Annotated in this window: 14 protein-coding genes and 1 other annotated feature; of the genes, 10 read left to right on the top strand and 4 right to left on the bottom strand. The window is 40.0% G+C overall.

Annotation, left to right across the window (positions count from 1 at the left end):
- Positions 1 to 70: 70 nt before the first annotated feature.
- Positions 71 to 847, top strand: coding sequence for an alpha/beta hydrolase (locus tag IE339_RS20915; RefSeq protein WP_242170860.1), 777 nt, complete (start codon positions 71 to 73; stop codon positions 845 to 847).
- Positions 848 to 881: 34 nt separating this feature from the next.
- A complete protein-coding gene (locus tag IE339_RS20910; protein WP_277933925.1) occupies positions 882 to 1,946 on the top strand; it encodes a tetraprenyl-beta-curcumene synthase family protein in 1,065 nt (354 codons plus the stop codon).
- 37 nt (positions 1,947 to 1,983) lie between these two features.
- On the opposite strand, the gene IE339_RS20905 is transcribed toward IE339_RS20910, so the two are convergent.
- Together IE339_RS20905 and IE339_RS20900 are read right to left on the bottom strand one after the other, a co-directional pair.
- A complete protein-coding gene (locus IE339_RS20905; protein ID WP_242170857.1) occupies positions 1,984 to 2,556 on the bottom strand; it encodes a tRNA 5-(aminomethyl)-2-thiouridylate-methyltransferase MnmM in 573 nt (190 codons plus the stop codon).
- Positions 2,553 to 3,512 carry a tRNA modification radical SAM protein MnmL/YtqA gene (locus IE339_RS20900; RefSeq protein ID WP_242170855.1) on the bottom strand — a complete coding sequence of 320 codons (960 nt, stop codon included), beginning with the start codon at positions 3,510 to 3,512 and terminating at the stop codon, positions 2,553 to 2,555. Before IE339_RS20900 ends, IE339_RS20905 begins: the two co-directional genes overlap by 4 nt.
- A gap of 195 nt (positions 3,513 to 3,707) precedes the next feature.
- On the opposite strand from IE339_RS20900, the gene IE339_RS20895 reads away from it, so the two are divergent.
- The 7 genes from IE339_RS20895 to IE339_RS20865 all read left to right on the top strand — a co-directional run bounded on the left by IE339_RS20895 (position 3,708) and on the right by IE339_RS20865 (position 10,747).
- On the top strand, positions 3,708 to 3,971 hold the full coding sequence (locus tag IE339_RS20895) for a YtzC family protein (protein WP_242170853.1): 264 nt from the start codon (positions 3,708 to 3,710) through the stop codon (positions 3,969 to 3,971).
- A gap of 209 nt (positions 3,972 to 4,180) precedes the next feature.
- Positions 4,181 to 4,339 (top strand): hypothetical protein, encoded by a 159-nt coding sequence (locus tag IE339_RS20890; protein ID WP_053400780.1) that lies wholly within the window; start codon positions 4,181 to 4,183, stop codon positions 4,337 to 4,339.
- A gap of 303 nt (positions 4,340 to 4,642) precedes the next feature.
- Positions 4,643 to 6,415 carry a stalk domain-containing protein gene (locus tag IE339_RS20885; RefSeq protein ID WP_242170852.1) on the top strand — a complete coding sequence of 591 codons (1,773 nt, stop codon included), beginning with the start codon at positions 4,643 to 4,645 and terminating at the stop codon, positions 6,413 to 6,415.
- 30 nt (positions 6,416 to 6,445) lie between these two features.
- The gene (locus tag IE339_RS20880; protein ID WP_242170850.1) at positions 6,446 to 7,324 is read left to right on the top strand and encodes a phosphate ABC transporter substrate-binding protein; all 879 of its coding nucleotides are present in this window, start codon (positions 6,446 to 6,448) and stop codon (positions 7,322 to 7,324) included.
- 84 nt (positions 7,325 to 7,408) lie between these two features.
- Positions 7,409 to 8,332, top strand: coding sequence for a phosphate ABC transporter permease subunit PstC (gene pstC / locus IE339_RS20875; RefSeq protein ID WP_242170848.1), 924 nt, complete (start codon positions 7,409 to 7,411; stop codon positions 8,330 to 8,332).
- Positions 8,329 to 9,213 (top strand): phosphate ABC transporter permease PstA, encoded by an 885-nt coding sequence (gene pstA, locus IE339_RS20870; protein WP_242170846.1) that lies wholly within the window; start codon positions 8,329 to 8,331, stop codon positions 9,211 to 9,213. The genes pstC and pstA overlap by 4 nt, the downstream gene beginning before the upstream one ends.
- A 343-nt stretch (positions 9,214 to 9,556) precedes the next feature.
- Positions 9,557 to 10,747: an MDR family MFS transporter gene (locus IE339_RS20865; RefSeq protein WP_242176266.1), complete on the top strand. Its 1,191-nt coding sequence runs from the start codon at positions 9,557 to 9,559 to the stop codon at positions 10,745 to 10,747.
- A gap of 25 nt (positions 10,748 to 10,772) precedes the next feature.
- Here IE339_RS20865 and IE339_RS20860 read toward each other — a convergent pair whose 3' ends face one another.
- Complete coding sequence (locus IE339_RS20860; protein WP_242170844.1) at positions 10,773 to 11,321, bottom strand: flavodoxin family protein; 549 nt, start codon at positions 11,319 to 11,321, stop codon at positions 10,773 to 10,775.
- Positions 11,322 to 11,481: 160 nt separating this feature from the next.
- Positions 11,482 to 11,705, top strand: a binding site (T-box leader).
- Between the two features lie 57 nt (positions 11,706 to 11,762).
- Between IE339_RS20860 and leuS the strand changes: the two genes are divergently transcribed.
- Positions 11,763 to 14,177, top strand: coding sequence for a leucine--tRNA ligase (gene leuS / locus IE339_RS20855; protein WP_242170842.1), 2,415 nt, complete (start codon positions 11,763 to 11,765; stop codon positions 14,175 to 14,177).
- 40 nt (positions 14,178 to 14,217) lie between these two features.
- Here the strand turns inward: leuS and IE339_RS20850 are convergent, their stop codons facing one another.
- Positions 14,218 to 14,382, bottom strand: coding sequence for a hypothetical protein (locus tag IE339_RS20850; protein ID WP_157052657.1), 165 nt, complete (start codon positions 14,380 to 14,382; stop codon positions 14,218 to 14,220).
- Positions 14,383 to 14,399 lie beyond the last annotated feature (17 nt).

Genomic DNA, 14,399 nt, shown 5'->3' with positions numbered 1-14,399 from the left:
AAATCCTCTAATGTAAGTGTACAAACTTTTTTTATTTAGGTAAACATAGAAAGAAAGGAAGTCGCGACATATGTGGAAATGGGAAGCAGAATATCCTAGAGGCGTGGTCGTCATCGTACACGGAGCAGCCGAACATCATGGACGCTATCGATGGTTGATCGAAATGTGGCGTTCCATTGGAATGAATGTTGTGATGGGCGATCTACCTGGCCAAGGATTAACAACAAGACGACGAGGGCATATTCATTCATTTGAAGAATATGTCAAAGAAATTGAAAGATGGGTTGAAGAGGCCCAAGGGTATGATCTGCCAATTTTTCTTCTAGGACACAGTATGGGTGCATTAGCTGTTATTCGCACGCTACAGGAGCGCAGTCTGCCAATTTGGGGAGCAATCTTATCTTCTCCATGCTTAGGATTAAAGGAACAGCCGCCTTCTTATATGGATGTGTTATCGAAAGGCTTAAACAAGCTAAGACCTGGTATGCTATTTGATTCAAATCTTCGAATCGAAGACGCAACGCGAAATCTGGATATTCGTGAAACAGATATGAATGACTCACTGTATGTAACGAAGGTGTCTGTTCGCTGGTATCGGGAATTAGTGGAAGCCATGAATCAAGCATTTAAAAATATTGAAAAGTTACCAGATGTTCCTCTTTTAGTTATGCAAGGAGGAGATGACAAGATTGTTGAAAAGCTAATTGTGAAACAGTGGTTTGATGAATTAGATTTAAGTGAAAAAATTTATAAAGAGTGGCCACAGCTATACCATGAAATTTTCAATGAGCCAGAACGTGATCAAGTTTTTCTATATGCCAAAAGTTTCGTTGATGTTCACATCTAATGAAACAACTGGTGAATGATTGAGGTGTTAGATCGTGAAGATTCCTTCTCGTCCTTTACCGTTAATGAGGACTGTATATCGACAAGTTATTCCAGCTGTACATAAGCAATTAGAAGTCTGGAAAGCGAAGGCTGAAGCCATTCCAAACGAAGAGTTACGAACGCAAGCGTTAAACAGCATCACTGATAAAACCTTTCACTGTGAAGGTGGGGGTATTTTAGCTATTTTAGCCAAAGATCAACTCAAAGACTGTATTGAATTTATTGTGGCATACCAAACGATAAGCGACTATTTAGATAATTTATGCGATAGAAGCACGTCTTTAGACCCTTTGGATTTTGAGGCTTTGCATGAGTCAATGCCACATGCGTTAAACCCAGAGGCTACGCTTAACAATTATTATCGTCATCGCGAAGATCAAGATGATGGCGGATATTTGCATGATTTGGTTCAAACCTGTCAGCAAGTATTAAAGCGAGTGCCGAATTACGAAGCCATCTCGCAGCATCTTCTAGAACTTGCCGATTATTATTGTGCACTTCAAGTACACAAGCATGTAAAAGTTGAGGAGAGGGTGCCTCGCCTTGAAAAATGGTTTCAAGACTATAAGCAATCTTTGCCAAAAATGGAGTGGTATGAATTTTCCGCGTGCTCTGGTTCAACCCTAGGGATCTTCTGTTTGGTCGCATATGGATTTCAAAATGGATTCAGCAGTGAAGAAGCTCATAAGGTGAAGAAAAGCTATTTTCCATACGTGCAAGGCCTTCATATTCTACTTGATTACTTTATTGATCAAGAAGAGGATAAAGAGGGTGGAGATTTAAATTTTTGCTTCTATTATGATCACCAAGAGGAAATGATGGATCGCTTTGGGCATTTTGTCAGCGAAGCCGATCGTCATCTTCGAGGAATTCGGGATGAACGTTTCCATCGGTTAATTAATCGAGGTCTGTTAGGTGTTTATCTGTCTGATGATAAAGTTCGGAAGCAAGAAGACGTTTATCCTCATGCGAAAAAGCTTATTCGTCAAGGAGGATCAATTAGTTACTTCTTTTATTGGAATGGGCGTTTATATCGAAAATTGAGCAAAGCCAAATAAAAAAAGAGAAATTCCAATTGGTGGAATTTCTCTTTTTTTAGCGTTTTTCAATGGCGATAATAAAGGGCGGATTATTTTGTTGATTTAAAAATTGGTACTGAAGCACGTGAACATCCTGCTGATCAAGGGTATGAACAAATGATAGCACTTCGTCACGCTCAATCGCTCCTTCAGGATGACCGTGATAAATAACAAGGACAATAATTCCCTCAGGTTCGAGTAGCGCAAGAAGCTGTTGAATAGCGTCAATTGTAGAATGAGGCTTCGTAACAATCTGCTTGTCTCCGCCTGGTAAATAGCCTAAGTTAAAAATAGCACCGGTAATTTTTCGTGAATCATCTTTTGGAAGACTTTCTTGTACTTGATCGTGGCTTTTTTGAAGCAGCGTTACACGGTCCTCAAACTGCTTTTCCTCGATCTTTTTATAGGTGCTTTGCAGAGCCGTCTCTTGAACGTCAAACGCATAGACATGGCCTTTTTCACCTACTAAATCAGCTAAAAAGACCGTGTCATGTCCATTGCCCATCGTTGCATCAACCGCAATATCGCCTTCTTGCACCGCTTTTTGTAACAAGGTACGTGCAAAGGGAAGAATGCGTTCTAGCTTCATACAAGCAATTCCCGAGAGAATTTTTTCCCTTGATAGCTGCCGCGGCGTGCGAGCTCACTATCAATAGCGTTTAATACTTCCCATTTGTTTACGCTCCACATAGGACCTACCATAAGATCAATTGGTCCGTCCCCAGTGATGCGATGAACGATCATTTCAGGAGGAATGATCTCCAGCTGATCACAAACAAGGTTGACGTAATCTTCTTGAGATAAAAATTCTAGCATTCCTTTTTCATACTGCTTCACCATCGGTGTTCCTTTTAAAAGATGAAGAAGATGAATTTTAATTCCTTGAACGTCTAGTTTTGAAACTGCACGAGCTGTTTCCATCATCATTTCAGGGGTTTCAAGTGGAAGTCCATTAATGATGTGCGAACAAACACGAATTCCATGCTTGCGAAGCTTTTCTACACCTTCAACGTAACACTGATAATCATGAGCACGATTAATTAACAGCGCTGTTCGTTCGTGAACCGTTTGTAAGCCAAGCTCTACCCATAAATACGTGCGTTCGTTTAATTCAGCTAGATATTCAACGACATCGTCTGGCAGACAGTCAGGTCTTGTGGCAATTGAAAGCCCAACCACACCTTCTAAATTTAAAACGGCTTCAAATTTTTCACGAAGTTCTTCTACTGGTGCATGAGTATTCGTGAATGCTTGGAAATACGCCATGTATTTGCCATCTTTCCACTTTTCATGCATTTTATCTTTGATCTCGTTAAATTGTGTGATGAGGTCATCCGCACGGTTTCCAGCGAAATCTCCTGAACCAGCCGCACTACAGAATGTACAACCTCCGTGTGCTACAGTGCCGTCACGATTCGGGCAATCAAATCCTCCATCTAGTGCTACCTTAAATACTTTATGTCCAAATTGCTGGCGCAAATGGTAATTCCATGTGTGATAACGTTTTTGGTCAACGCTATATGAAAATGGGTTAGTCTGAGTCAAGTCAGCAACCTCCTTTGTTTTGCATTAATGTAGAACATACATCTTCAAATTTTATCAAAAAACGAGCAGATATCCAAATACATTTCACTAAGAGGTCGGCGTTTCTGCAATAAAATAGCAATGCTAAACTTCTCTCATTTGCGCAAACTAAGCATGCACGTGCGAGATTGGATTTTAAAAATGGAGGGATTAGCCATGACAACACGTCAAGCGATTGATAAGTTAATGCAACAGTGTGAGGATGCGGTTCGCTTCGGCCAAGAGCAGTTAGTAGAAGGACAGCGCCAAGAGCACTATAACGATACAGAGTTCACAAAAGCACAAATGGGGCTTGAGAATGCCTACAAGGAGCTCGAGGAGTTTGCCCATAGCGCAAACGCTCAGCAGCGTGAACAGCTTTATCGCATGAGACTGCAAGTACAGCAGCTACAAAATCAGCTCATCACGACCGACCACTAATTTGGATTCACTTTTCCACTCCCCCTAACGGAAGGACTGTTAGGGGGGAGTGGAAAAGCATAAGTGGAGGACGACCTCCCTTGCGGGTTGTCGTCCTCCACTTATGTAGACATTTTTGGGGTAGATCGAAGGTGCTCACTTGTTAGGCAAGTGTAAGCAAATAACAATGGGATAGCTTTAATAAATTTTAATTGAAAGGGTGGTTTTTTATGGCGACGCGTTCAAAGCAAAACAATCCTGAACAAAAAACGAAAAATGGTGTAAATAGTAACGATATGGAGCTGGGGAAAGATTTTGATCCAGTGAAAGAGCTGAAGGAAAAGAATAGTAAAAAGGCTCAGCCTATTCGTTCAAAGCAAAAGAAATAAGAAAAAACGGCGCTGTTCTTTTTAGAATGGAGCCGTTTTTAGTGTTAAGCGATCTTTAATCAGAAAAATATTTTAAAAATTTCTTCTTAGAAACCCCGCAATATCAGCTTTTTTTATCCACCATTCTTAAAATCCATAATTCACCTACATAAAATTTACAAAATCCATATATTTTAAAAACTTCCTTAATATTACATAAATATAATACGAAGTATCTAGTTCATATTAACTGTTTTTGGGACAAGGGGGAGTTCGGTAAAGTAAGCGTACGTCTTATTTGATTATGGTAAAGGGGAGAACGACATGAAGCGGTTAGTAACAAGTATCTTAGTGGGCTCTGTTATTGCTGGCTCTACGGCTGTTCCATTGGTGAAAGTGGATGCTGCAGTAACAAAGAAAGTAAATCATCCAAGTAAATCATCTTGGATTGTGAACGGAATGAATGCTTCTCTTCAGACAGTAGACTACCAAGGAAAACAACTTGTTGCTGTGAAGGACCTATTTGACGTATTAAACACTAGCTACAGCTATAACACTAAAACAAAGGCTGTCAAAGGTACGAAGACATTGAATGCGAGCAAAACAAATATTCTTCTAACAGTCGGAAATCTAACCTTTCATGTGAACGGGGAGAAAGCTAAGCTGACTGTTGCACCTAAAATGATTCAAGGAGCCGTGTACGTTGAGGCAGCGCCAATTGTACAAGCATTAGGTAAAAATTATATGTATAGCATTGGGAAAGCGAATCTCATTTTAGTTGAAAAACCAATTCAATTAAACCAAGTCTCTTATCTGAAAGACGGGATTACGTCTAAGTCTCGTGCACTGACGATGAATAAAGTGACTTTGTTCTCTGTGAAAGATGTTGCTACGTCTTTAGGAGCGAAACTGAAGTTCGATGCGAAAACGCAAACTGTTACGCTCTCGAAAGGAAAGCGGACGGCTATACTTCAAGCTTTAAAGGACGAATTAAAACTAAATGGTCGTGTTACTAAAGCGACTAGCGTGCCGTTTGTTTACAAAAATGTTTTCTACGCTCATCCAGCTGATATCGTCCAGGCATTGGGCGGGGAATTATCCATTGAGCCGGATAATAAATGGTTTGTAGCATCTGAAGGCTTTGTAAGGGGGAGCGTTTTTGATGCTCAGTGGTTGAATGAAGATAGTATTCTCGTTACACATGATCAAGAGCAAGCGACCACTAAAATCATGAATGTCCAAACGAAAAAAGTCATCCATGAATTTAAAGAAGATGAACTAATGGTCTCTCCAAATGGTAGACAGGCCGCTTATACAGATGAAGATGGCTACATCCATGTAGTAGACCTTAGTTCTTACAAGGATCGCATCTTGAATGATAATGATGAGATTAAAGTAGAGCTGACGTGGTCAAAGGATTCAAGCCGTCTGTATTATATCAATGGCAAAGATAATGAAAATATTTCAATGGTGAGGGTGTCTGATGGAGTAATTACAAAGCTTCTAGAGGACAAGCTCAAATATAAAAGCGATCTCAGATTATCAAATGATGAGTCTATGGTTATTTATACAGCATCCAAAGAAGCAGAAACAAGCTATACGGATGATGACAAAACAGACGTAGGATCGATTGATACATCTGGAACAGAGCCTCAGCTGTACAAAGTTGATTTGCATGCAACTGAAAAGAAAGCTGTTCAGTTAACAACGACAAAAGACAATAAAATGTTTTCCTTTTTTGACTCAAAAGGCAACGTGGGATATGTAAGCTTTGACCTTGAAGATGAGAAGAAGTTACCAACGCTAAAGCTAATGGCAAATGGGAAGATCAAGAATGTTCTTTCTGGTAAAAGCATTCAATTCGTTTCGCGCCAAGAGAATGCTCTCTATGTAGTGATCAAAGAAAAAGGCTGGAATTATGTATATACCTTCAACAGTGCGAACAGCTCTTTGAATAAAATGGTGTCTGTAAAAGAGGACATCACAGCTATTTCAGTCTCTAAAGATAAAAAGCAACTGCTTCTTTCACTTTCTACTGATCAAGATGAAAAAGTAGCAGTTGTTCGAAATCAACGTGTCGTAGATATTACAAAATAATATACCTATAAAGGGAAAAGGAGAATCATAATGTTAACACAAAAACTTATTAGAAAATTCGCAGGTATTACAATTGCATCTTCACTTTTAGTTGGAGTAGGTGCAGGGAGCTATAGCGCAAATGCCGCAACTGTAACGGAAGCAGCATCTAATAAAATTGTAATCGCTGGCTCGACTGCTTTATTACCATTAACTCAGCAAGCAGCAAAAGGATTCAAAAAAGAAAATCCTAGCGTATCTATTTCAGTTTCTGGCTCCTCGTCAATTGCAGGACCACAGTCTGTCACAAAAGGATCAGCTACGATTGGCGCTTGTGACTGGGATGCAACAAAATCAGTTGGTGGATTCAAAGCTTTTAAAGGATTAAAAGCTCACAAAATCGCTGTCATTCCGTTTGCCACAGTCGTAAATTCAAAAAACTCGGTAAAAAATTTAACAACTGCACAACTTCAAGGAATCTTTTCAGGAAAGATTAAAAACTGGAAGCAAGTTGGCGGAAAAGATGCTGACATTGTCGTAGTAAACCGTGCCTACGGATCTGGTACTCGCGTTAACTACCAGGATAAAGCATTAAAGGGAAAAAACTTTATGAGTAAAGGCAGCCATTATAAAGAAGTAAAGAGTAATGGAGACATGATCACATCAGTAAAAGAAAATCCAAATGCAATCGGCTACACGGACCTTGCTTATGTAAAATCAGGAATTAAAGCGCTTAGTTACAATGGAGTGGCTGCATCTACATCGAACGTGTTAAGTAAAAAATATCCTGTCTATGGATATGGATACTTATTAACAAAAGGTGAGCCAAGTGGTAAAAACGCGGCATTCATCAAATATATTCAAGGTGCTAAGTTTCAAAAAGGTACGTTAAAGAAAATGAAATTTATCCCGATTAGTGCTGTTAAATAAGGATTAATACAAAAACGAGTAGTTTAAAAGAGCCAGCCGCTAGGCTGGCTTTCATAATGGAACGTTAGGAGGAAAAGAAACGGGATGGAGAAACAATTACAAGGAACCTCTTCCGGGGTTGTGAGTCAATCTACGCTGTTACTAAAAAAGCAGAAAGTGTTGTCTCGCGATAGGTTATTTAAATATTTATGCTGGGGAAGTGCACTCTGCTTAGGGGTTACGCTTTTAGCTATTGTGCTTTTTATTAGCAAAACAGGCTTTTTAGTTTTTAAAGATGTATCAATAAAAGAATTTTTCTTCTCTTCTAACTGGCAACCAGAGCAGGAGCATTACGGAGCAGCTGTTTTTATTATTGGAACGTTTTGCTTAACCGCCTTGGCTTTGGTGATTGCTGCACCTGCTTCCGTTCTCATGGCGGTATTTCTCGCTGAGGTGGCACCGCAGTGGCTACGAAATATATTACGTCCTGTTTTTGACTTATTAGTAGGAATTCCGTCTATTGTCTATGGATATTTGGGAGCAACCATTTTAGTACCGTTTATTCGGAAGGTAACGGGAACGCTTGTTGGCGATGGTTTCTTTGCGGCTTCTCTGGTGTTAGCGCTGATGGTGTTGCCAACGATAACAAGGATTAGTGACGATGCGATCACGGCCGTTCCGTCTCATTACAAAGACGGTAGCTATGCGCTTGGGGCGACGAAAATTCAGACGATCTTTAAAATTATTTTACCAGTTGCAAAAAAAGGGATTATTACGGCGATTATATTAGGCATGGCAAGAGCTATTGGTGAAACGATGGCGGTTGTAATGGTGATTGGGAATACGCCTCAGTTCGGTTTTAACCTTGTCACACCTACATCCGTTCTCACCAGTAATATCGTGATGCAAATTATTAACGTGCAGTTTGATTCTACTTGGAATTATGCCTTGTATATGATGGCGTTTATTTTATTGTTTATTTCGCTCGTGTTAATTTTTATTATTCGAAAGCTGGAGTATAAATCATGAAAAATTCGACCTCATTTCCATCAACTAAACACACAAACGCAAAACTATTGAATAGAATCGGCTTGGGATTCATATGGCTAGTAGCGCTATCCTTGTTACTCGTCATTATTTCTTTGTTGTATCTTATTTTGCATAAGGGCTTACCAGGACTATCGTTCAAATTTTTAGTGGATTTGCCTGAGGATATGGATGTGGGGGGAGGGATCGGTCCGTTTCTTTTCAATTCCTTATATGTCCTCGTTTTGTCTCTTGTTTTTTCAATACCAATTGGTCTGTTTGGGGGAATTTTTTTATCTGAATATGCACCGGACAATCGCTTCACAAATCTTGTTCGAATGTCGGTAGAAAGTTTAGCATCTGTTCCATCTATCGTATTTGGGCTATTTGGCTTTGTCTTATTCGTGGAATACTTTGATATTGGTTTAACGATCGTAGGGGCCTCCATTACGCTTGCCTTTTTAAATTTGCCAATTTTAACTCGAATCACAGAAGAAGCTGTTTCAGCCGTACCGTTTGAATTGAGAGAGGCTTCTTACGCACTAGGTGGAACGCAGTCTAGAACGATCCTAACCGTCTTACTTCCTGCCGCTTTAAATGGCATTATGACAGGAATCAGCTTAGTCGCATGCCGAGCTTTTGGAGAATCCGCCATTATTTTGCTAGCGGGCGGGAGCTCATCATCAGGCTTTATGTGGGATTTCAATTTGCTTTCTCAAGGTGGAACGTTGCCTGTCCACCTCTGGTATATCCAGTCAGAAGCACTTGTCGAAGATGCAAAACAAATTGCTGATCGCTCCGCGGCGGTTCTGATTATAGTCGTTTTGCTCATTAGTCTTCTTTTAAGAATTCCGCTATTTCTACAACGATTGAAGCATAAATAAAAGTAGCTAAGAACCTTAGAGAGATTATCTAAGGTTTTTTTTCATTATTTTAATATAAAGTAAACAGCTTTTATGCGAAACAGGCGGTATGTGAGGGAGAATCTTTCTCTTATAAAAAGAAAAAAATGGATAGAAATTGAATGTGCTGTAAGTTTATAAAAAACTAAAAATTCCTTATAAAAAGAATACACGTTGCCATATTGAAAAAGGTCGTTAAAAGAACTACAATTTAGGTTGGTTTGGAAGCAAATCTGACACATAAAAATTGCACAGTATGACTAGGTGTATTGCTGTGTTTGACGCAATAGATAAAAATAAAATAGGAGGGGGAAAAGGTATGAAGATGCCAAAGGCAGTTTGGCTGTTGGTTCTTGGTATGTTTGTGAACGTAACAGGAGCCTCTTTTTTATGGCCGCTTAATACGATTTATATTAATGAACATCTCGGCAAATCGCTATCTGTAGCGGGTATTGTCTTAATGCTTAACTCTGCTGCTAGCGTAGTTGGAAACTTAGTCGGTGGAACGTTGTTTGATAAAATTGGCGGATACAAATCTGTTTTAACAGGAATTATCATTACGCTTGTGGCGTTAATTGGATTGGTCATCAATCATGATTGGCTCTTTTACGTTGTATTTCTAACCATTGTAGGGTTCGGTTCAGGTGTAGTATTCCCATCTATGTATGCGATGGCTGGAACGGTTTGGCCAGAAGGTGGAAGAAAGTCATTTAATGCTATTTACATAGCTCAAAATGCAGGAGTAGCCATTGGAGCAGCGCTCGGTGGCGTAGTCGCTTCATTCTCCTTTGAATACATCTTCATTGCAAATGCAGGTATGTATGTCTTGTTCTTTTTAGTCGCATTTTTCTTTTACAAACAAATCAGCGCTACATCTATTAAGCAGGCGAGTGTGCTAACGGAAAAAAGCACGGTTCGCAACAAAGCGAACTTCCATGCATTAATGACGCTGTGTGTAGGGTATTTGCTTGCATGGGTAACATATGTACAGTGGCAGTCTACAATTGCCACTCATACGAGACATCTCGATATTTCCCTCGATCAATACAGTTTATTATGGACCATTAACGGAGCGCTTATTGTGCTTGGTCAGCCGATTATTAACTCTGCGCTTAAGTTTTTAGAGAAACAAATTAAAGTACAGATCATGATCGGGTTATCCATTTTCATCGTTTCTTTTTTAATGGTGGCAAAAGCAGAGACGTTCACACATTTTCTCGTTGCGATGATTATTTTAACTATTGGTGAGATGCTAGTGTGGCCAGCTGTTCCGGCCATCGCGAATACGCTAGCTCCAAAAGGAAGAGAAGGTTTCTATCAAGGAATCGTGAACAGTACGGCTACAGGTGGGCGAATGATTGGCCCGTTACTTGGTGGGATTTTAGTGGATACGTTTAATATTAACGTTATGTTCTATGTGTTAATTGGCTTTCTACTTGTTTCAATCGTAACAACCTCTATTTATGATCGAAAGCTGAAAAAAGCTACTCGTCAAGAAGTAATATCAGTATCCTAACCTTACAAGGCTAGGATACTTTTTTTTACTTAAATGAACGAAGCTGTTGATTGATCATCGCAGCTTTTTGACATGCCGCTTTGTCGTTGAGCACATCACCAGGTTGATTTCCTTCACCGATAATGTAATCGGTAAGTGCTGTACCAACAAAATCAAGGGTATATTTAAATTGCTGAACTAGAGGAAGAGCTTTAATCTTTGGCTGATCTCCCCCGCATGTCACGACGTAAGCTTCTTTTTTGCTCATTTCTTCCTTAAAGAAGAGATTTGGTACACGTAAGCTTTGTGACCAGCGATCAACGAACGTTTTCATTGCCGTTGACATTCCGTACCAATAAACAGGGGTAGAAAAAATTAAAATATCTGCTTTTAGTACTTGTTGAATGACGTCATTATAATCATCATCCACAGGCGTAAATCCTTCTTCCGTGTGACGTTTATCTTCAATAGGTTTGATGTTTAAATCTGCTAAGTGAATAACAGAAGCATCAAGATCTTTTGTAACAAGAGCTGCTAATTGTTCGGTATTACCGTTTTTACGGGCACTACCATTCAATACCACGATAGATTTCATCAATTATCCCATCCTTTGTTTCAATTTCTCCTCTACTATAAGGGAAACGGACGTAAAAACCTAGCAGGTAGTATAGATTGATTTTTTTTCGTCTAAAATTTTAAATGAACAACTTGCAGTTTAAGCTCATATTATTTAAAATAAAATTAACATCTAAATTTGAACAACCTTGAAAAGGAGTAGTAGTGAACGAAACGTATGCATAGAGAGCTGGCGGTCGGTGCAAGTCAGTAAACGAACGTTCATGAACTCGCCTTTGAGTTGCAAATGTGAATCAACAGTAACATTTGCCGTTTCCGTCCGCGTTAAGGATTTGAGTGAGTACATATGTTGTACTAATGTGGGTGGTACCGCGGGAAGATAAACAATCCTCTCGTCCCTTTTAGGGATGAGGGGTTTTTTTATTGCGTTGATTTTGTCGAATTTTAAGGAGGAAATAAAATGACGTTTCAACATCAAGACATCGAAAAAAAATGGCAGAAGTATTGGGATGAACATCATACGTTCAAAACGACTGAAGATAAAGGGAAAGATAACTTTTACGCGTTAGATATGTTTCCTTATCCATCTGGGGCAGGCTTACACGTAGGTCATCCAGAAGGGTATACGGCAACAGATATTCTTGCTCGTATGAAGCGTATGCAAGGCTATAACGTTCTTCATCCAATGGGATGGGATGCATTCGGTTTACCAGCTGAGCAATATGCATTAGATACAGGTAATGATCCAGCTGATTTTACACAGGTGAACATTGATACATTCCGTCGTCAAATTAAAGCATTAGGGTTCTCATATGATTGGGATCGCGAAGTAAATACGACAGACCCTAATTACTACAAATGGACACAGTGGATCTTTACAAAGCTTTATGAAAAAGGCTTGGCTTATGTGGACGAAGTTGCTGTAAACTGGTGCCCGGCACTTGGTACAGTGCTTGCGAATGAAGAAGTAATTGATGGGAAAAGTGAGCGCGGTGGTCACCCAGTAGAGCGCCGTCCAATGAGACAGTGGATGTTAAAAATCACGGCGTACGCTGATCGTTTATTAGAAGATCTTGAAGAATTAGATTGGCCTGAGAGCTTAAAAGATATGCAACGCAACTGGATCGGTCGTTCGGAAGGGGCACATGTAACGTTTAACATCGAGGGAACAAGTGAGACGTTCACCGTATTCACAACTCGCCCAGATACACTTTTCGGTGCAACGTATGCGGTTCTAGCGCCAGAGCACTCATTAGTTGAGTCCATTACAACAGCTGAACAAAAAGAAGCGGTTGAAGCTTATTTAAATAAAGTAAAAATGAAGAGTGATCTTGAGCGTACAGATCTTGCGAAAGAAAAAACAGGTGCATTCACAGGCGCTTATGCCATTAATCCTGTGAGCGGCGAGAAAATGCCAATCTGGATTGCGGACTATGTATTAATGAGCTATGGAACAGGCGCTATTATGGCGGTTCCAGCACATGATGAGCGCGACTACGAGTTTGCTCAGACGTTCGAGTTACCAATTAAAGAAGTAGTAGCAGGTGGAGACGTTGAAAAAGAGGCATACACTGGTGACGGTGAACATGTAAACTCTGACTTCTTAAACGGTCTTAATAAAGAAGATGCCATCACAAAAATGATCGCATGGTTAGAAGAAAATAAAAAGGGCGAAAAACAAGTAACGTACCGTCTTCGTGATTGGTTATTTAGTCGCCAACGCTACTGGGGTGAACCAATTCCTGTTATTCATTGGGAAGATGGTACATCCACAACGGTTCCTGAATCAGAACTTCCGTTAGTGTTGCCACAAACGACTGAAATCAAGCCATCAGGAACAGGTGAATCACCACTTGCGAACATTGCAGATTGGTTGAATGTGGTTGATCCTGAAACAGGGAAAAAAGGTCGTCGTGAAACGAATACAATGCCGCAATGGGCAGGTAGCTGCTGGTATTACCTGCGCTACATTGATCCGAAAAACAGCGAGCAATTAGCATCGCCAGAAAAACTACAAGAATGGCTTCCGGTTGATATTTATATCGGAGGAGCAGAACATGCGGTTCTTCACTTGTTATACGCACGTTTCTGGCATAAATTCTTATATGACATTGGCGTAGTACCAACAAAAGAGCCGTTCCAAAAGCTATTCAACCAAGGAATGATTCTAGGTGAGAATAACGAAAAAATGAGTAAGTCAAAGGGGAATGTTGTCAACCCTGATGCGGTTGTTGAAAGTCACGGTGCAGATACGCTTCGTTTATACGAAATGTTCATGGGACCTCTTGAAGCATCGATCGCTTGGTCAGAAAATGGATTAGACGGAGCACGACGTTTCTTGGATCGCGTATGGCGTTTATTGATTAACGAAGACGGCACGCTAAGTGAAAAAGTTCAAGATAGCAATGATGCAACATTAGAACGCGTGTATCACCAAACGGTGAAAAAAGTAACGGAAGATTACGAAGGTCTTCGTTTTAATACGGGTATTTCTCAGCTTATGGTCTTCATTAATGACGCATACAAAGCAGATGTTTTACCAAAAGCATATGTAGAAGGTGTTGTGAAGCTTCTAGCACCAGTTGCTCCTCATATGGCAGAAGAGCTTTGGGAGAAAATGGGCAATGCTGAATCAATCACATATGCGGCTTGGCCAGCATATGACGAAGCTAAATTAGTAGAAGACGAAGTAGAGATTGTTGTTCAAGTGAATGGAAAGGTACGTGCGAAGTTAAGCATTCCAACAGAAGCTTCTCGTGAAGAGATGCAAGAGATTGCGATGTCTGATGAAAGTGTTCAGCAGCAAATCGAAGGAAAAACAATTCGCAAGGTTATTGCCGTTCCAGGTAAACTTGTTAACATCGTAGCAAACTAATAAAGAAAAGGGATTTCCAATTTGGAAATCCCTCTTTTTATTAATATGGAGGTAATAAGTCGTCACCTTTTGCTACGTGCACTGGATCAGTAGAGTACGGAGGTAATAAGTCATCACCTTTTGCAGATTGATGTACGCCTGTTACTCCTAGACCTACTCCAAATCCTAGAGCCGTTAATACACAACATGCTAATAATTTTTTCATGTTCCTTTTCCCCCTTT

Source organism: Priestia koreensis (assembly GCF_022646885.1).
GTDB classification, from domain to species: Bacteria; Bacillota; Bacilli; order Bacillales; family Bacillaceae_H; genus Bacillus_AG; species Bacillus_AG koreensis_A.
Note: the sequence above shows the minus strand (reverse complement) of the source record. Positions and strands in the feature narration are given on the sequence as shown.

Coding starts and splice junctions, on each gene's coding strand:
- IE339_RS20905 (WP_242170857.1), bottom strand. CDS start 2,556: ATGAAGCTAGAACGCATTCTTCCCTTTGCACGTACCTTGTTACAAAAA.
- IE339_RS20850 (WP_157052657.1), bottom strand. CDS start 14,382: ATGAAAAAATTATTAGCATGTTGTGTATTAACGGCTCTAGGATTTGGA.
- leuS (WP_242170842.1), top strand. CDS start 11,763: ATGACGTTTCAACATCAAGACATCGAAAAAAAATGGCAGAAGTATTGG.
- IE339_RS20865 (WP_242176266.1), top strand. CDS start 9,557: ATGCCAAAGGCAGTTTGGCTGTTGGTTCTTGGTATGTTTGTGAACGTA.
- IE339_RS20885 (WP_242170852.1), top strand. CDS start 4,643: ATGAAGCGGTTAGTAACAAGTATCTTAGTGGGCTCTGTTATTGCTGGC.
- pstA (WP_242170846.1), top strand. CDS start 8,329: ATGAAAAATTCGACCTCATTTCCATCAACTAAACACACAAACGCAAAA.
- IE339_RS20880 (WP_242170850.1), top strand. CDS start 6,446: ATGTTAACACAAAAACTTATTAGAAAATTCGCAGGTATTACAATTGCA.
- IE339_RS20915 (WP_242170860.1), top strand. CDS start 71: ATGTGGAAATGGGAAGCAGAATATCCTAGAGGCGTGGTCGTCATCGTA.
- IE339_RS20860 (WP_242170844.1), bottom strand. CDS start 11,321: ATGAAATCTATCGTGGTATTGAATGGTAGTGCCCGTAAAAACGGTAAT.
- IE339_RS20895 (WP_242170853.1), top strand. CDS start 3,708: ATGACAACACGTCAAGCGATTGATAAGTTAATGCAACAGTGTGAGGAT.
- IE339_RS20890 (WP_053400780.1), top strand. CDS start 4,181: ATGGCGACGCGTTCAAAGCAAAACAATCCTGAACAAAAAACGAAAAAT.
- pstC (WP_242170848.1), top strand. CDS start 7,409: ATGGAGAAACAATTACAAGGAACCTCTTCCGGGGTTGTGAGTCAATCT.